The sequence below is a fragment of the Pseudomonas sp. SWRI18 genome, assembly GCF_014268345.1.
GTDB lineage: Bacteria > Pseudomonadota > Gammaproteobacteria > Pseudomonadales > Pseudomonadaceae > Aquipseudomonas > Aquipseudomonas cedrina.
In genome coordinates this window covers 50,176-67,527 of sequence record NZ_JACCQQ010000004.1, presented here as the reverse complement: position 1 = coordinate 67,527, position 17,352 = coordinate 50,176, and the positions used below count along the sequence as shown (strand labels likewise).

Sequence of the window (17,352 nt, the reverse complement as noted above, 5' to 3'; positions counted from 1 at the left end):
AGCCCTCATGCACGCCGCGCCATCAACAACACCGTCGCCGCCGCCGACAACAACCCCGCGCAGCAGCGATTGAACAGGCGCTTGCCACGCGGTTCGGCAAACCAGCGGCGCATGTGCAGGCCCATGTAGGCGTAGGCGCTGATGGCGACCCATTCCAGCAGCAGAAACAGCGCGCCCAACAGGGCGAATTGCGCGGCAATGGGCTCGCCGGGTACCACGAATTGCGGCAAAAAGGCGGTGAAGATCAGGATCGCCTTCGGGTTGCCCGCCGCCACCAGAAACTCCTGACGCGCCAACGCCCACACGCCCACCGTGGCCGTAGCCGATTGCGCCTGCGCCTCCGGATTGGCCCGCCACAGCTGGTACGCCAAGTAAAACAAATACGCCGCGCCCAAAATCTTGATCCCGTAGAACAACAGCTCCGAGGTTTGCAACACCACCGCCAAGCCGGCCGAGGCGAGGGCGATCATGCCGGCGAAGGCCAGCAGTCGGCCGATACCGGCGAGGCATGAGTTGCGGTAGCCGTAGCGGGTGGCGTTGCTGACGGACAATAGGTTGTTCGGCCCTGGCGCCATGTTCAGGGCGAAGCAGGCGGGGAGGAAGAGGGCGAGGGTTGTGAGGTCCATGGCGGCTCCGGGTTGCTTGAGGTGCAGAGGAGAGAATAATCGGTTTCCAGTTATTGCGCTGCTCGCGCCACTGCGTGAATGACCAGCGCAGCCATTTGTTCACCACTGCTCATCCCGTCAACGCGCAGGACCGGAGCCGTCTGCCGCGATAACCAAGCCTCATGCCACGCGCGGTTGCGTCCTGAAAAGTTCGGGTCGTCATACTGCGAAGCCCACTCTCGGAAGGCCAGATGGATCTGATGCATATCACCACCCGGTGCGATCCGCTTTCCAAAATGCGCCTTTTCACGCGCGTCCAGGCGTTCAAGGCGAACGGCGGTAGGTGTCACAACGAAGACAATCAGCTCGGCATTGGCGATCAGTGCATCGCCCCAGTTCATGCAAGAGCCGGTCAGCACCCAATCATCATTACCGCATGCCTGCGGCATCAACGACACGCGCTCATTGGGAGGCCGCTTGGTTGTGAATGGTGGGTCCGTGGGCATCCAGTAGAAGTCATCGACATCCACCTGCCTTATATCAAGCAGTGTTGCTAGGTTTCGGCCCAAGGTGGTCACGCCCGCGCATGAGGCGCCGGTGATGTAGATTCGCATTTTTCCTCCAGTCGTTATTCCGGGCTATCAGCGAGATCGTGATGTCGGTCACCTAGCCATCCACGCTCAGAACACCTTCTTGACTGCGATGAACGACTACCAGCTCATCTTCCATCTCGCCATCGAAGAACCCACAGGTATAAGAGGCGGTACCGTCGGGCTCAATCCAGATATCAAACACTTTTGAAGGGGCGGCACTTTCAACCGCTCTGGCAGCCATGACTTCTACTGCCCTCAAATCTGCGATCAAGGCAGGCAACAGCGCATCGGCACTGCGTAAACGCGCCGGGTAATCGGCGCCGATGGGCACACGAACGCAAACACGTAAGCTGGAGCCGTCGCCCGGAACCAGCGCTTCAACAAACCCGTGTTCCCAGAATTCGCCAATGATGGAGTTTTTGAGAGGTTCCATTGAGGTGTCCTTTGCTGATTCGAAGTCAGGATGTCAGGTGTGGAGCCGATCGAACAGCTGGTGCAGGAATGCATCACCCGCCGTGGAGTCTGAAAGCAAATAATGCCCAGACCAAATGTCCCAGCCAGCCGCGAGGTTGAAATCGGCGCACTGGAAGTCGGGGTGAATCTGTTCATCTAATCCGAAGCCTGGAGATCCGGCCCGTTGGAATCCGTGATGATTGACGAGCCTGTCGGCCAGCGAGTGCCAAAATGCGTCAGGCATCTCGTTCAGGTTCAGGGTCAGGTGACCATTGGCTGCGGTCTGAAGGGTTAGGCTCATGGATCACCGTTCAATCTGCTCGAAGAGTGCTCACGCATTCGCAACGCTACCGCTGCACGGTCCAGACCGCCAGTTCATAACCATCGGGATCGGTGAAGTGAAACCTGCTGCCTCCGGGGAACGAAAATGTCTCGCGGGTGATGACAGCGCCCAGGCCTTTGAGCCGCTGTTGCGTGGCATCGAGGTCATCGGCGTACAAGATGACCAGAGGGCCACCGGGGCGAATTGGCTCTCCGGTCGTGAAGCCACCGGTGAGGCGGCCATCGCTGAATTCGCTATAGCTGGGGCCGTAGTCGACGAAGGTCCAGCCGAACGCCTGGCCGTAGAACGCTTTGCTGCGGGCAATATCGCTGACGTTGAACTCGATGTTGTCGATTTGCCGGTCTTTACCGCGGACGCTCATGCTTGCCTTCCTGGCTGATGTGTAGAGCGGCGAGTGTAACGTAAGTTTATTTCTTGATGAATGCGGGAGCTAAGGCAGCAGCGTAGTGCATTGCCTTACGCCGACGGTCTGCCTCAGACTCAGCGCACAATCGATTGTTCAGGGAAGCATGGAATGGCACTCAGGGTGATGGTGATCGGTGGCTACGGCAACTTCGGCAGCATCGTTTGTCGGCATTTGGCGCAAGCGACGGGCATCGAACTGGTGATTTCGGGACGCGACCCCCATAAGCTGCAGCGCAAACTTGATGAGCTGAACGCGCAGTTCGATAACGTTTACGAAGGCTGGTGTGGCGATGCCCTGGGGGCCGGGTTCGCTGGCGTTCTGCGGTCGAACGGCATTGGGTTGGTGATTCATACCGGTGGCCCTTTTCAGGGACAGTCCTATGCCGTTGCCCAGCACTGCATAGCGGCGGGCGTGAACTACTGCGATCTGTCCGACTGCCGCACCTTCGTCAATGGCGTGGGCGTGTTGGACACGCAGGCCAAGCAGGCGGGCGTGGCGATATTCAGTGGTTGCAGTTCAGTGCCGACGCTGTCGTCCGCGATTCTCGATCAGTACCGGTATCGCTTCTCGCGCATCGACTCGATCGAGCACGGCATTTCTTCCTCGGCCAAGATGCCGGGCTTGTCGACGGTCGAAGGTGTGCTCGCCTATGCGGGGAAACCGATCAAGCAACTGCGCAATGGCCAGGTGCATGAAGTGATGGGCTGGCAAGACCTGACGCTGCGCAAGTTGCCTCAGCTCGGCACGCGGGTGCTGGCCAATGTGGACGTGCCCGACATGGATATATTCGCCGGCCGGTATGGCGCCCACACCTTGAGTTTCAAAGCGGGGGCGGGACTCAAGCTGGGTGGCGTCGCCAACTGCGTGTTGGCCCACGCGCTGCGGGTCGGGATCGTGCGTGATCATCTGGCTTGGGCTGCGCGGCTGCATCGGCTGGGCACCTGGTTCGAACGATGGGGTGACGGCAAGAGCGCGATGTACATCAATGTTCAGGGCTTGGGTGCCGATGGCCTTCCCTTGTCGCTGGCGGTGCAACTGACCGCCTTGAATGATAAAGGCCCGCAAATCCCCAGTTGCGCCGCTGTCGCGCTGGCGATCAAAATCGCCCAAGGCTACTTGCCGGAACCCGGCGCGCGGCCGTGCGTCGGCGAAGTCACCGTCGACGAGTACCTGACAGCCATCAACGACCCGGCGAACCTGAGCGTGGAGGCGCGTTTCTCTGACGCGCATGCCACGCTACTGCACACAACGCCAGCCCGGCCACATTGAGCGACACAGGGTTGAACGCCGCGCTGAGCATCGCTGGGCTGACCACCGCCACATCCACCAGCAGCCCGGTCAATGCCGTCGCCGCCACCGCGAGCGGCCAGGCGCTGCGCGGCGAAAGCACGATCCATAACGCCAGGGCAATCTCCCCAACGCCCGCCAGCGTCGCGAACAACTGCACCTGCTCGATCCCATGCGCCTGCATCATCGACCGCTCATCCACGCTGAGCCACAGCAGCTTCGGCACCAGCCCGTGATAAGCGAACACGAACGCCAGGCCGCCTCGGGCGATCCAGTTGATACGCGCCAGGGCGTTCACAGCGGTCCCTTCAAAAAGCGCTGCTCATGATCCGGATGCGGCAACAGGCAGGTGTCGTATCGGCCGAAGAGCCGATAGCGGTTGCGCGCGATGCGATCGTAAGCCCAGTCCCGAAGCCTGCGCGGGATGGCGCGCAACAACAGCAAGGGACGCCAAGCGGCGGGCAGTTGCGCGATGATTTCGAACACCGCGTCCGAGCGCATCCAATAATGGTGGTCGCGGATGACCGCCAGGGTGTCGAACTGGTCCAGTGGCAACCCCGCCCAGGCCAGCAAGGCTTGCCCCTCGGGGGATTGCACGGCTGCCAGCCTTATGCGCCGTTGGTGGTCATGGCGAATGAGGAACCTTGCCCAACCGTTGCACAGCTTGCACACGCCGTCGAATAACACCACGGTCTCGCCGGGCTGAAGCAAAGGCGCGGGGGAAGGGCGGGTTTGGGTTGTGGCCATGAGCGTGGGCTCCAGTGCGGTCGATTTAGCCTGGATCATACCCGGGTTCTGAGTGATTCGTGGGAGCTGTCGAGCCCCGGCGAGGCTGCGAAGGCGGCGGCATTGCTGGCATTTTCTGCGCTTGACCCACCGCTTTCGCAGCCTCGCTAAAGCTCGACAGCTCCCACAGGGGGTCGGTGTCGAGCAGCCCCGCGCCCATTCATGAACCTACCGCGAGGCCAACGCCGCTGCGCTTTTTTCCTCTGTGCCCACGTCATGCAAGGAGATCCGCGAGGTTTCCGGCAACGCCAACCCGCCTGCCAGTGCCAGTAACGCCACCGCCATCAGGTAAAACGCCGGTGACAGATTGCTGCCGGTGGTGCTGATCAGCCAGGTCGCGACCAGCGGCGCGGTGCCGCCGAAGATTGTGTAGGCCATGTTGTAGGTGATCGCCGAGGCGGTATAGCGCGTGCGGGTCGGGAACGTTTCCGATAACAACGCCGCCGTGACCACCCCGCACAACACCGCTCCCACCGCCAGCAACATCACGCCAACAATCGACGCCGCAAACGAACCGGAACTGGCCATCAGAAATGACGGGTACACGACGAGGATCAACAGCGCGCACGCGGTCATCACCGTGACCCGACGCCCCACGCGGTCCGAATACAGCCCCGCCAGTGGGCAAATCGCCGCGGCAAAGATCAATGCGATCAGCGACACCAGCAAGGCCAACGCCCGGCTCAGCCCGCCCGCCACTTGCAGGTACGTCGCGAAGTAGGTGGTGAACATATAAAACGACAGCGCCGTCAGCGACACAAAAGCGCCCAGGCAGCAGATCGCCGCACCATGGTTGCGCAAGGTGTCTTTGAGCGGGGAGTGGGCCACCGCGTGTTCCTGTTTCACGGCCTCGAAGGCCGGCGTTTCATCCAGCTTCCAGCGCAGGTAAAGCCCCACCAGGCCCAGCGGTGCGGCGATCAGGAACGGCAGGCGCCAGCCCCAGCTGCCCATCGCCTCGGCGGACAACGACGCTTCAAGGGCGTACGCCACCACGGCTGCGGCGGCGAAGGCGGAAAACGTCGACACCGGCACGAAGCTGCCGTACCAGGCGCGTTTATCACTGGGCGCGTGCTCCATCAGATAGGCGCAGGCCCCGGCGTATTCGCCCCCGGCCGAGAAGCCTTGGGCGCAGCGGATCAGCGACAACAGGATCGGTGCCGCGACGCCGATGGCGGCGTAAGTGGGGAGCAGGCCGATCAAGGTGGTGGCGGCGGCCATCAACAGGATCGTCATGGCCAAGGTGCGTTTGCGGCCGATCCGGTCGCCGAGCATGCCGAAAAAAATGCCGCCCAAGGGCCGGAACGCAAAGGCCACCGCAAACACCGCAAAGGTTTTCAGCAGCGCCGCGCTGGCATCGCCGCTGGGGAAGAATTGTTGCGCGATCGTGGTGGCGAGGAAGCCGTAGACGGCGAAGTCAAACCACTCGACGAAGTTACCGATGCCGGCGGCGATGATGACTTTTCGCAGGGTTTGGGGGCTGACCTGTTCGGTGGATGGGCTCGTCATGGGGAAGGCCTCGGTGTGGCGGGGGGATAACCGATTATCCGGGCACGCGCTCGGGCGACGGGGCCCAAAAGAGTCGTCCGCATAGTCAGCAGCGACTTGCTGGCATTGGAGCAGGCAGGAATCGGGCCAGGCCTGGCGCGGGGATGAGGGTTACCGAGGCGCAGGCCGAGGGGACTTGCGATACGTCAGCAGCACAATTCCCGTGACGACAATCACACCTCCGGCCAGCTGCCCGGCGCTGAGCATTTGATCGAGCACGATCCAGCCCATCAGCAATGTCGCCAGCGGCTCAATGTTCATCACCGGTGCGTTGCGCGGCATATCCAGGCGCGGTACCGAGATGAACAGCACGATAAACCCGGTCCCATACAGCACCACCAACGTGACCAGTGCCAGCCAGCCGATGCTGGTCGCCGGCGGGTTCAGGCCGCCCGGCAGGGCGCCGCTCAAGCCTGCCAGGTTGACGCTGCCGAACACGATGAAAATCGTCAGCAGGCTGCGCACCGAACCGCGAACCTGGGACAACTTGTGGTCGGTGATCCACAGCGCGCAGGCGAATGCACAGGCGGCGCAGAAGGCCAGGCTTACGCCGAGCAGCCACTGCGGGCCGAGTTCGGTGTGGCTTGAGAGGCGGCCTGGTACATCAAGGACGAACACCAGGCCCACCAGGATCAGGCCCATCAGCAAGGCGGTGCGAGCGCTAGGACGCGGGCCGCCGCATGCCCAAGTGAGCAATGCCAGCAAGATCGGGAACACGTTACCCACCAGGAGCGCCAGCGCGACCGGGACACGCGCCACGGCGGAATAAAGGCACAGGCTTTGGGTGGCGATGAGTACGCCCAACAGTAGTTGCCAGCGCCACGCACCTGGCGGCAGGCGCAGGCTTTGGCGTTGCCACAGCACCAGCACGGCCAGCACCAGCAAAGTACCGCCCGAGCGCAACAGAATGGCCAATAGCACACCGGCGCCATCGTCGAAGGCGACGCGCGCGGCGATATGGTTGCCTGCAAAGGCGCAGCCCATGCACAGCAGGATCAATACGGCGACTTGGCGGGAGAAGGGAGCGGGGGCAGGGGGCGTCATGGCAGGCTCGAGCAGTTGGCGCCACCGTCGTGGATGGCCGATTATTTTAAGTTGTCGTACAACATTGCGAGGGTTTTGTAGCGCGTTTTAAGCGAGGGGGCAAGGGAGGACTTTCTTGAAGACGCATAACACTTTGAATTAATTCGGTTCGATTAGGCCGTTTCGCCGAGGCGAGTAGATGGATTAGAGCCGCCCATATTGTAGAGATAGTACGACTTAGCGGAGGCCATTCCGCCTTCATAGCCTGGGGGTAATTCGACGACCCCAGTTTCGACCACCGTAATATTTTTGCTCAACTATGCTTTGAGCGTTAAAGGAGCTATTTGACCATCGGACGGCCTCAATATGCAGCATGGCATGCCGATAGACTTGTTATGACCCAAGAGGCGGCATTCCATGTTCAATACCAAAATCAAGAACCAGCTCCAGTCGCAGTCTGCCGAGCTGTTGGAGCTGCGCCAACTGCGCGATGGTCTGGACCGTGAGATGCTCATGTTGAGTATCAATTCGGCGTTCGAAATCATTGCCTGCAACGAAAACTTTGCCAACGCCTTGGGCTATACGCAGGATCAACTCCTGGGGCGCGCCATGGCCCAGATTGTCCCGCAATACGTGTCCAAGCTGCCGTGCTTTCATAACTTCCGCGCTGCGGTCGCCGCAGGCAAGTCTATCTCCGACGACTACAGGTACCTGCACGCCGACGGTTCCTTAATGTGGCTGCACGCCCATTGGCGGCCCATAACGGATGCGACCGGCAAGTTGAGCCATGTCACCTGCTATGCGACGAATATCACCTCCCGCTTGGAGAAAGCATCGGAAAATGCCTCCTTCATCGACGCACTGCTGCGTTCGACGGCGGTGATCGAGTTTGATCTTTCCGGGCATGTCCTCAAGGCCAATGACCAGTTCCTGCAAGCGATGGGTTACAGCCTGGAGCAAGCCAAAGGCAATCACCACCGGATCTTCTGCAAGCCAGAGGAAACGTCGTCGCAGCAATACAAGGATTTCTGGGCAACCTTGAACAGAGGTGAATTTGTCGCCGGCCGATTCGAACGCGTGGACAGCCGTGGCCAGACCGTATGGCTGGAAGCGACGTACAACCCGGTTTACGACACCGAAGGCAACCTGTGCAAGGTGGTCAAGTTCGCGACGGTGGTCAGTGACCAGGTGGCCCGCGAACAAGAGGTCAGCGGGGCAGCGCATACGGCGTTTGAAATATCCCAGCAGACCGATGTCACCGCCCAACGCGGCGCGGTGGTGGTCAACGACACGATGCACACCATGCGCAAAATCGCGGTGGATATGCAGGCGGCCTCCGGCGGGGTCGAAGCGCTCGGCAAGCAGTCACTGTTGATCAGCTCAATCATCCAAACGATCAGCAGTATTGCCCAGCAGACCAACCTGTTGGCCTTGAATGCCGCGATTGAAGCGGCCCGCGCGGGCGAGCAGGGTCGAGGCTTCGCGGTGGTGGCCGATGAAGTTCGACAATTGGCCGGGCGCACCAGCACGGCGACGGAAGAAATCGCATCGGTGGTCCTGCAGAACCAGAAGCTGGTGGACGAGACCGTGGCGGAGATGGCCAACAGCAAGTCCCAGGCCGAGCAAGGCCTTGAGCTGGCCACCCAGGCCGGCCAGGTCATTGTCGAAATTCAGGACGGCGCAAAGAAGGTCGTCGAAGCAGTGGGCAGGTTTGCCACCCAGGTGGCTTAGCCAGAGGGAGAGCCAGCCATGCAAGACAGGTTCAATCTGTCGCGTTTTGTCGAGGCCCAGCGCCCGGTGTTCAGTCGCGTCATGGACGAGCTGCACGCGGGGCGAAAGACGAGTCACTGGATGTGGTTCATCTTTCCACAAGTGCAGGGGCTCGGTCGTTCCGAGACGGCCCAGCGTTTTGCTATATCCGGCGTGGCCGAGGCACGCGCCTATCTAGAGCACGAGGTGCTCGGCCCAAGGCTCGAAAGCTGCGTCAACGCGGTTCTGCAACACCGCGGAACAAACGCCAGTCAGCTGTTCGGCGCGCCTGATGACCTGAAGTTTCGCTCTTGCCTGACGTTGTTCATGAGTGTCCAGAACGAGTCCACTGTGTACCAAACCGCACTGGATCAGTTTTTCGACGGTGAACCGGATCGCAAGACACTCTTGCTGCTTGAGGCAGGATAAGCGACAGGGCGCATCAAGCTTGATGAAAGTGCTTGCCCAGCGCATCCAGCCGCACGGCGATCGGCGGCAGGCGTTCGCTGCTGCGGGCAAGGGTTTCGACGTCATCGGCCGTGCTTTGTGCGATGCTCTGCACCGACTGCAACCGCCCGACAATCTCCAGGTTGGCCGAGGTCTGCTCGCGCGTAGTGGTCACGATCCGTCCATTCAGGTCGTCGATGTGCGCGATGTCATCGCCCACCGCACGCAGCATGTCCACCGCCACCTGGCTATCTTCCACGCAGCGTTCCACGCCCTGGCGGCTGTCGTGCATGGCTTCGACGGCCTCACGGCTGCCTTGCTGCAAGCCTTCAATGATGGTCTTGATCTCCTGGGTGGACACCGCCGTGCGTTGCGCCAGGCTGCGGACTTCGTCGGCGACCACGGCAAACCCACGGCCTTGCTCGCCGGCGCGGGCGGCTTCGATGGCGGCGTTGAGGGCGAGCAGGTTGGTCTGGTTGGCAATGCTGTTGATCACTTCGAGCACGCTGCCGATCTGTTCGGCTTGCGCGGCCAGGCCTTGCACGGTTGCGTGGGTGCCATTGAGGCGTGACGCCAGCTGAGTGATTTCCTGCTGGGCGCGGCCGACGCTTTCCTGGCCGCGCAGGACCTGCCGGCTGGCCTGGCCGGCGCGATCTACCGCTTGCTCGACGTGCACCGCGATGTGGCTCATGGCGTCTTCCATGCGCTGCATTGAGCCGGTCATCTGGGTGATTTCCGCCAGTTGATGGCGCGCGCCTTTTTCCAGGGTGCCGCTGGCGCTGGCCAGCTCCTGGCCGAGCTCGCCAAGGCCCTGGGAGTCTCGGGCAACGCCATCGATCAGGTGGGTGATCTGCTGCAGGAAGTGATCAAAACGCTTGGCCAGCGACACATGCGCCTTGCCTTCGCCTTGGGCGGCTTGCGCGGTGACCTGGGAGGTGACCGCGAGCATTTTCTCGAGCATCTCCTGGCTCTCAACCGCTTCGGCCTGGCTGTGCACGGCCAGGTAGAGCAGGGCGACGGTTTCCATGACCACGTAGAACGCGTGGACGAAGACCATGGCCCAGCCGCCATGGTGTTCCATCACAAACACTGGGAAGCCTTGATGTTGCAGTGCATGGAACACCACGTGGTGCACGGCGATGGTGGCCGCCGCGACCAGGATCGGCAGCCAGTCGCGATAAAAGGTCAGCACCGCCAGCAGCGCGAAGATTCCGAAGTGCGCTTCGATCACACCCTGGGCCTGGTTGATATGCAGCGCCGCCATGACCATCAGGCCTGCGCCGAGGACGCAACGCATCACACGGGTTCCACCGATGGCGCGGTACAGCGCGGTCAGCACCACGCTGGTGCCGCCACCGATGATGACGGCTTGCATCAGCGTGTCATGCCAGAACGCCAGCCCCAAGGAAAACAGGAACATCAGCCAGATCAGCGCCAGCATGATGCGGTCGGCTTTGCGGTAGTGCTCGAAAAAACGCGTGGGGGTGGGCATTCACACTTACTCCATGGGGGCTGGCCGAAACAAAGCGAGGGCAGGGTGGAGCGAATCGGTATTTTTGGTTTTTTATTGGAATCATGGATGCCAACCGTATATCGGCATCAGGAGGCGGGACTTTAGGAGCGGCTACCCGGGAGGGTAGCCGTTGATAGGCATAGGTCTCTACCCATGCTTCACTCAGAAGCTGTACTTGGCCGTGACGCCAACACTGCGTGGGTTGCCGTAGGTGTCGGTCGAGCCCCAGATCGGGCTGGTGCCGACTGCCGAGTAGTAGGTGCGGTCGAAGATATTATTCACGTTCAACTGCAGGTCCAGGTGCTTGTTCACTTGGTAACCGGCCATCACGTCCGCAACCGCATAGCTGCCTTGTTCCAGGCGGTAGGTGGTGCTGTTGGCGAGTACCACGTCGTTGTACATGCGGCTCTGCCAGTAGACGTTGCCGCCGATGCGCAGTTTTTCCAGCGGGCCCTGGAAACGGTATGAGGTGGTGAGCTTGAACAGGCGCTCCGGGGTGTCAGTGTCGAAACGCTGGTTGTTGTTAGTCGGCTTGGTGTCCTTGATGTAATGCGCGCGGGTATAGGTGAAGCCGCCGCCGACTTGCCAGTTTTCGGTCAGCGCGCCCTGCAGCTCGAGGTCGATACCTTGGCTGCGCACCAGGCCAGACGCTTCGTAGCAGGCGGTGATCGGGCAGCCCACCTGGCTGTCGGGCTGGGTCGCGCGGTTTTTCTGGTCGATCTGGAACACCGCCAGGCTGGCGTTGAGCGCGCCGTTGAAATATTCGCCCTTGATGCCGACTTCGTAGTTTTCGCCGACGATAGGCTGCAGCGGCTTGTCCGAGAAGTCGCGGCTTGTCTGCGGCGTGAAAATGTCGGTGTAGCTGGCGTACACCGAATATTGGTCGTTCAGGTCGTAGATCACCCCGGCGTAGCGCGTGAGGTTGCGGGTAACTTTGTAGTCGCCGTCGCCCTGGCGGTCATCGTAGTCGTACCAGTCCACGCGGGCACCGAGGATCACCTTGAGTGGGTCCGCCAGGTTCAGACGGGTCGTCAGGTACACGCCATCCTGGGTAGTGATGCTATGACCTTTGCCGTCACGCACGAAGTTCGGCTTCGCGCCATTGAGCGGGTAGTTGGTGTCGTAGGGGCTGAATTCCTTGGACGTAGCGTCGTAGATGCGTTTGCTGGTGCCCACCACCACTTCATGGGTGCGGCCGAACGCTTCGACCGGCCCGCTGAAGAAGGTGTCCAGGCCGTACTGCTTGTCGTCCTGGTGAGACTGGTAGGCGGTACGCGCCAGGGTGGTCTGGTAGCGTGACTGGTAGGTGCCGGTGAACACGCCGTCCAACTGTGATGAAGAACCGGCGACGTGGAGTTTCCAGCCGTTGTCGAAGCGGTGCTCGATATCACCGAATACGGTATCGATGGTCAGCTTTTTGTTTTCCCAGTCGGAGCCGGGGTTGGTGGAGCGGGGCAGGTTCAGGTGGTGGCCATCGGTGCCGATGGGCAAGCCACCCCAGAAAAAGTTCGTCTGGTCTTCCTGGCGCGAGAAGCCCAGTGTAGCCGTGGTGTCTTCGCTGAGGTCGGCTTCGCCGATGGCGTAGAACAGGCCGTGGTCGCTTTCTTCACCCTTGCGGAAACTGTTGGCGTCCCGGTATGAACCGACCACCCGGCCACGCAGGGTGCCGTTGTCATTCAAGGCGCTGGAGGCGTCGAATTCGCCGCGATAGTCGTCCCAACTGCCGGCGGCGCCGGTGATCGACGCCTGCGGCGTGGCGGTGGGGCGTTTGCGCACAAAGTTGATTGCCGCCGAAGGGTTGCCGGCGCCAGTGACCAGGCCGGTGGCGCCACGAATCACCTCCACACGGTCGAACATCGCCAAATTGGGCTGCACGCTGTTGGCGTAGCCTGAATAGGAACTGGGGATGCCGTCGAACATCATGTTATCGATATTGAAGCCGCGCGAGCTGTACGTCTGCCGTCCGGGACCGCTGGATTGGCTGAGGAACAGGCCGGGCGTGTTCTTGACCACGTCGTTGACGCTGGTCATGGCTTGGTCGTCCATACGTTGGCGGGTGATCACCGTAACGGCCTGGGGCGTCTCGCGCATGGTCAGGGGCAGTTTGGTGGCGGTGGCCATCTCGCCCGTGGTGTACGACTGCGTGCCTTCGGTGGTCTGGCCGAGTTGTTCACTGCTGATCTGGGTAGCCCCTAGCTCCAGGGGGGCAGTTTTTTCAGCGTCAGCGGCAAACGCCGCGTGTGAGGTTGCAAGACACATAGCCAGCGCCACCAGGCTGGGTGAAAAACCGTTGCCGCTACGATGTTGCACAGACATGTAATTGACTCTCCCCAAGTGCCCTCCGTGGCGAATAATAAAGATGTTGATAATTATTCGCATCAGTCTGGCAGATTGTTTCTTTCGGAAAAAGCCTTTGGAGAGAATTAGTTAACGAATTTTTCACATCGAAAGCGCTGGGCATATCGCCACTATTGATGAGGCCAGCGCCGCGAACGGCGTATCGCAGCGTGCTCTTTGCACGTTGCGATACAAACCCCATCCTTAGAAAGCGACGCTGACTCCGAGCGTGCCCCGTGTAGCCCTCACAGCCTGGCTGTCGAGGTTTTGGCTGAGACCCACTTCCCCGTAAACGCTAACGTCTCGCGCTATCATCGCCGTCGCTCCCAGGCTCAGATCCAGCGTGGTGGATTTTTGTTCAGTATCAAAGTCCACGGTGTTGAAGGTCACCGTGCTCTTGCCTCCCGGGGTATGCCAGATGTTTGCGCGAACATAAGGGCTGACGGGCAGCTCCTGGATGATGTAATTGCCGCTCGCCCTTACCCCCAGGCGGGTTGTGAGCTGGGAGTCGGCGTCATATGACACCCTGGAAAACGGATCATTCTGACTATCGAGTTTCGTCCGGTTCCAGATCATTTGGAACTGAGGCTCGATATTCCAGGTTGAAGTGATGGCAAACGGTTTGCCGACTTCCACCGACAACGCCAGATCGTGACCCTTGTTCTTCATCTTTATACCGCGGTCCGACTCGTTGTTGCCGCTGAGTCGGGTGAACATCCCTACGAGGTCAAAATAAGTGTCGTCCTGCCATACCTGGGTGGCGGAAACGCCCACACTGGCGCCGCGCAACGTGATGTCGCCGGCGTCCCGGTCCGGCATGCCATCGATAAGGCCCTTGACCTTGCCCTTGAGTCGGCTCTGCCCCACAAACACACCCAGGTGCTGGGTATCGCCGGCGTCGGTGACTCTTGAAAAAACAGGCGTGCCGACTTGATAGCCGCGTATCGAGCTGTCCAGCGAAGGGCTCAAGTCACCGACGAAATCCTGACGACTGCTACCGCCATAAACGCGTGCCCAACCTGACCGGAGCGCGCCTGTTTCTCGCTGCCTGCCTTGTTCTCCCAAGCGTTCATGAAAGGTGCCGAGTGCATCGCGCACGACTTGTTGGGCCGCCGGGTAAAGCATTGTCGCGAGCGACACCTCCTGGCGAATGAAGCGCACGGGTCGAATCGTGGCTGCCGGCAACGCCGGACTGCCCGGCGCAGGCAGTGGGGTAACCGGCCCTTCCACGGGGGTTTCAGAGCGCAGAAACCAACTCTCCTCAGTGCCGGCGCTGACCCCGCCGCGATACAGGTAATAATTGTACGGACCGGCCGCTGCGATGCCGTTCAATGAAAACGCACCGCTGCTGCTGGTCGCGCTATTTTGCGCATCCACTACACGGATGCCGTCCGCAGCAGTTGCCGCGCCGATACCGCCAAGGTTGGTGATCTGGATTGCCGTATTTCCACTGATCACGCCTCGGTTGACAATGAGTCTGTCGCTGGCGGAACTGTCATCGCCCAATACCGTCTGCAGGGCGAGTACACCGCCTCTACCGGTGTAATTGCCCTCAATACGCAAGGTATCGTTGGCGCTTGAACCGCCGGTGGTCATATTGATGACGCCGCTATTGTTGAGGTCGACAAATTGGCCAGCAGTGAAAGGGGCGATTACCCCCGTATCGACGAGTAACTGGCTGGTGCCATCCAGGCTCAGAACGCCCGTGTTCGTCGCGCTGTCACCCAGCGTCAAGGTGCCGCCCAGTGTCAGTCGCGAGCCGTTGTCCAGTTGAACGGCCTCCCAATTGGGAAACAAACCCGGATCGTCAGCCCTGGTGTTGTCCAGCGTCAGCTTGTCATTGCCCGGGCCGCCATCGACCAACTGCGCCGCCGCCAGTTGCGAATTGACCAGGTTGTGCAGCAATGCCGTGTCGTCACCCGCGCCCATCAGTGCGAACGAGTGAAGGTTTCCGCCCGTCCAGATGAAACTGTCGTTGCCGAAACTGAACAGCGTCTGCCCGTTGACGTCGCCACCCGCGACGGTCACTTGATCGTCACCGCCGCTGACGCTGATATTGCCACCCACGAAAGCCGTGCCCGAGATCAGGATGGTATCGTCGCCGAAGCCCGTCACCAGGTTGCCGATGATGCGTCCCCCCGACATGTCAAACAGGTTGTTATCGAGCTTCATGTCGACGCGGCCGATGGTGCCGCCGGTCATGGTGGCGCGGTCGCCGTCCTCAAACGCCACAGTGATCGTACCGCCGCTCATGAAAAAGTCATCCAGGCCGTCGCCTTGCAAGAGCCGCTCGATGGTTCCGCCGCTCATGGAAAAGGTGTCTATACCCGCGCCCTGGCGCACTGCACCGGCTTGACCGCCCGATATTTGCACAACGTCCGCGCCCAAGCCCTGATCGACGGACCCGGTAACGCTGCCCAGGTTGAGCCGAAAGATATTTGCGCCGTCGCCTTGGTTGAGGTCTCCAATGATCCCCGCGCTGGGCCCATTAATATCCACCAGGTCATTGCCGGCACCATAGGTCACGTTACCGATGACCTGGCCTGTCGCTGTGATATCGAGGGTGTTATTGCCGCCCGTGTCGGTAAAGCCCGGCGCGGTGGCGCTGTTGCAGGTGGAGGTGTCGTCACCGGCGGTGTTGGTGATCGTGCAGGCCCCGTAAGAGCCCAGCGGCCACATGGCCAATACAATCAGGTAAACCCAGGAAACTGTGCGTACGCGCATGATCCGTCCTCATCTGAGCGGAAAATTGCCCCGCGCTTGCAAAGGCAGGTGCGGACCAAACCATGACAACGTCACGCGCGATACGGATCAGGGGACAGCGGGTTACCCGTTTCTGAAAACACCGGCCAATGCAAAGGGTTGGCATGGCTTTCTCGACTGCACCTGAACCCGTGCAGTACTTTTTCCACCATAGCCAGCCGTTGCCCGGGCCGCTACTGTCAGAAATAACAGGTATGGACGAGTGGGGCCGCCCGGTTCGTTCGACTATGCTGAGTGGGCTGGGAATGATGCAGTATTGGATGAAAGTCGATGGCGAAGGCGCCGCAAGCCTTTGGACGTCGCTGTTGGGTGTATCGAGATTCAAGGCTCCCGGTATCCGGCCAGCAAGGCCGTAACTTTCTGAAGGAGTACGATTATGACTATTCGATATGCAAAAACACTGTCCATTACGTTGGTATGTTTGATGATTCCGACGCTGAGTTGGGCCGCGCAGTATGATTGCGCGGTTTACGACAAAAACATCAACGGGGGGCTGGGGGCTGATGCCAGGCTGTCTGATGATCTGGTTGAAGCCGATAGTGTCGAAGAGGCGGTTGCTAAAACGAGAAAGAGCCTGGACCAGAAAAGAACCGACGACTACCTGATTAATTGCCGAAAGGCTGATGATGAATAATCGTTGAGCGGGGGGCATGCGATGCCCCCGGTTTTGTGTCAGGAAAATACAATCTCATAAGGCTCGCGCATGCGCTCCAGCAGCACCTGGGCCAGCATCGGCGCAAGGCCGATGTGCGGGTCACCGGCCAACTGGCTGGCATAGGCGTGCGCGGCATGGAGTTTGCGCGCCACGCTCCAGGTGTCCAGGCGCACCTTGCGCGCCCGGTGCCAGGGGATGAGCGCTGCTTCGCGGGCGGGCCAGTGCCAGGCCCGGATCGGCAGTTCATGCAGGTGCGCACCTACCAGGGTGCAGGCGCTGGCACTGGCGCGGCCGACGCTGTCGTGGTCGTCATTGCCGTCATTGCGCCAGGTGCTGAACACCACATCGCCAGGTTGCAGGTAGCGCGCGATGAATTGGCTCAGTTGCGCCTCCCGCGCGGCCAGGGCGTTATCGCAGAATCCGCCACGGATCCACTTCAGGCTGTGCAAGGGCATGCCGAGGCGGCGCAGGGCTTCGACGCTTTCCTGTGGCCGCACCACGCTCAAGCGGCTCGCCGGCCAGACATTGGAGCCGGGATGGCTGGCACTGCCATCGGTGATGGAGATCAGCTTCAGCGGGTGTTCCAGCGTGCTGAGCAATTGCAGCAGGCCGCCACAGGCCAGGACCTCATCGCCGGGGTGGGGCGCGATGATGACCACGCGTGCGCCAGGGGGCACCAGTGAGGAAGGGGTGATGGGGGGAATCTGCGCCAGTTGCGGCGCGTTGTTCCAGATTTGCGCTGGGCCGCTACGGCCGTCGCTTAGGGAAGCAAGCTTCATGGGAATCACGTCCTTGTTGGTTTGTGCCGGGCCGTATGGGCTGCACGACTCGCTTGTATTCACCACAG

At 60.9% G+C, this 17,352-nt stretch carries 17 protein-coding genes; 4 read left to right on the top strand and 13 right to left on the bottom strand.

Going from position 1 to position 17,352, the window contains the following annotated elements; genetic code table 11:
• Nucleotides 1-5: 5 nt before the first annotated feature.
• Genes H0Z09_RS06805 through H0Z09_RS06785 form a run of 5 tightly spaced genes read right to left on the bottom strand, consistent with a single transcriptional unit; the run spans nucleotide 6 to nucleotide 2,355 of the window.
• The gene (locus tag H0Z09_RS06805; protein ID WP_186688777.1) at nucleotides 6-626 is read right to left on the bottom strand and encodes a LysE family translocator; all 621 of its coding nucleotides are present in this window, start codon (nucleotides 624-626) and stop codon (nucleotides 6-8) included.
• A gap of 50 nt (nucleotides 627-676) precedes the next feature.
• Entirely contained in the window at nucleotides 677-1,219 is a 543-nt protein-coding gene (locus H0Z09_RS06800; protein ID WP_186688775.1) for an adenylate kinase, read from the bottom strand.
• Between the two features lie 52 nt (nucleotides 1,220-1,271).
• The gene (locus H0Z09_RS06795; RefSeq protein WP_186688773.1) at nucleotides 1,272-1,631 is read right to left on the bottom strand and encodes a hypothetical protein; all 360 of its coding nucleotides are present in this window, start codon (nucleotides 1,629-1,631) and stop codon (nucleotides 1,272-1,274) included.
• Between the two features lie 33 nt (nucleotides 1,632-1,664).
• Nucleotides 1,665-1,952, bottom strand: coding sequence for a hypothetical protein (locus H0Z09_RS06790; protein WP_186688771.1), 288 nt, complete (start codon nucleotides 1,950-1,952; stop codon nucleotides 1,665-1,667).
• Nucleotides 1,953-1,998: 46 nt separating this feature from the next.
• A complete protein-coding gene (locus tag H0Z09_RS06785; RefSeq protein WP_186688768.1) occupies nucleotides 1,999-2,355 on the bottom strand; it encodes a VOC family protein in 357 nt (118 codons plus the stop codon).
• A 153-nt stretch (nucleotides 2,356-2,508) separates the two neighbouring features.
• Here H0Z09_RS06785 and H0Z09_RS06780 point away from each other — a divergent pair, with 153 nt between their 5' ends.
• Nucleotides 2,509-3,669: a saccharopine dehydrogenase NADP-binding domain-containing protein gene (locus tag H0Z09_RS06780; RefSeq protein WP_186688765.1), complete on the top strand. Its 1,161-nt coding sequence runs from the start codon at nucleotides 2,509-2,511 to the stop codon at nucleotides 3,667-3,669.
• On the opposite strand, the gene H0Z09_RS06775 is transcribed toward H0Z09_RS06780, so the two are convergent.
• The 4 genes from H0Z09_RS06775 to H0Z09_RS06760 all read right to left on the bottom strand — a co-directional run bounded on the left by H0Z09_RS06775 (nucleotide 3,581) and on the right by H0Z09_RS06760 (nucleotide 7,062).
• Nucleotides 3,581-3,985 (bottom strand): DoxX-like family protein, encoded by a 405-nt coding sequence (locus H0Z09_RS06775; protein WP_186688762.1) that lies wholly within the window; start codon nucleotides 3,983-3,985, stop codon nucleotides 3,581-3,583. The two genes, H0Z09_RS06780 and H0Z09_RS06775, sit on opposite strands and share 89 nt — an antisense overlap.
• A complete protein-coding gene (locus tag H0Z09_RS06770; protein ID WP_186689285.1) occupies nucleotides 3,982-4,434 on the bottom strand; it encodes a thiol-disulfide oxidoreductase DCC family protein in 453 nt (150 codons plus the stop codon). Before H0Z09_RS06770 ends, H0Z09_RS06775 begins: the two co-directional genes overlap by 4 nt.
• Nucleotides 4,435-4,641: 207 nt before the next feature.
• On the bottom strand, nucleotides 4,642-5,979 hold the full coding sequence (locus H0Z09_RS06765; RefSeq protein WP_186688759.1) for an MFS transporter: 1,338 nt from the start codon (nucleotides 5,977-5,979) through the stop codon (nucleotides 4,642-4,644).
• Nucleotides 5,980-6,129: 150 nt separating this feature from the next.
• Nucleotides 6,130-7,062 carry a DMT family transporter gene (locus H0Z09_RS06760; protein WP_186688756.1) on the bottom strand — a complete coding sequence of 311 codons (933 nt, stop codon included), beginning with the start codon at nucleotides 7,060-7,062 and terminating at the stop codon, nucleotides 6,130-6,132.
• Between the two features lie 396 nt (nucleotides 7,063-7,458).
• Here H0Z09_RS06760 and H0Z09_RS27465 point away from each other — a divergent pair, with 396 nt between their 5' ends.
• A complete protein-coding gene (locus H0Z09_RS27465) occupies nucleotides 7,459-8,772 on the top strand; it encodes a methyl-accepting chemotaxis protein (protein WP_186688754.1) in 1,314 nt (437 codons plus the stop codon).
• Between the two features lie 18 nt (nucleotides 8,773-8,790).
• Nucleotides 8,791-9,219 (top strand): DUF1810 domain-containing protein, encoded by a 429-nt coding sequence (locus H0Z09_RS06750; protein ID WP_186688751.1) that lies wholly within the window; start codon nucleotides 8,791-8,793, stop codon nucleotides 9,217-9,219.
• A gap of 13 nt (nucleotides 9,220-9,232) precedes the next feature.
• Here the strand turns inward: H0Z09_RS06750 and H0Z09_RS27460 are convergent, their stop codons facing one another.
• The 3 genes from H0Z09_RS27460 to H0Z09_RS06735 all read right to left on the bottom strand — a co-directional run bounded on the left by H0Z09_RS27460 (nucleotide 9,233) and on the right by H0Z09_RS06735 (nucleotide 15,811).
• Nucleotides 9,233-10,729, bottom strand: coding sequence for a methyl-accepting chemotaxis protein (locus H0Z09_RS27460; RefSeq protein WP_186688748.1), 1,497 nt, complete (start codon nucleotides 10,727-10,729; stop codon nucleotides 9,233-9,235).
• 183 nt (nucleotides 10,730-10,912) lie between these two features.
• A complete protein-coding gene (locus H0Z09_RS06740; RefSeq protein ID WP_186688746.1) occupies nucleotides 10,913-13,066 on the bottom strand; it encodes a TonB-dependent siderophore receptor in 2,154 nt (717 codons plus the stop codon).
• Between the two features lie 225 nt (nucleotides 13,067-13,291).
• Nucleotides 13,292-15,811, bottom strand: a complete 2,520-nt coding sequence (locus H0Z09_RS06735) for an autotransporter domain-containing protein (protein WP_186688743.1) — start codon at nucleotides 15,809-15,811, stop codon at nucleotides 13,292-13,294.
• A 415-nt stretch (nucleotides 15,812-16,226) separates the two neighbouring features.
• On the opposite strand from H0Z09_RS06735, the gene H0Z09_RS06730 reads away from it, so the two are divergent.
• Nucleotides 16,227-16,484: a hypothetical protein gene (locus H0Z09_RS06730; RefSeq protein ID WP_186688731.1), complete on the top strand. Its 258-nt coding sequence runs from the start codon at nucleotides 16,227-16,229 to the stop codon at nucleotides 16,482-16,484.
• A gap of 38 nt (nucleotides 16,485-16,522) precedes the next feature.
• Here H0Z09_RS06730 and H0Z09_RS06725 read toward each other — a convergent pair whose 3' ends face one another.
• Nucleotides 16,523-17,284 carry a PIG-L family deacetylase gene (locus H0Z09_RS06725; RefSeq protein WP_186688727.1) on the bottom strand — a complete coding sequence of 254 codons (762 nt, stop codon included), beginning with the start codon at nucleotides 17,282-17,284 and terminating at the stop codon, nucleotides 16,523-16,525.
• Nucleotides 17,285-17,352: the final 68 nt, after the last annotated feature.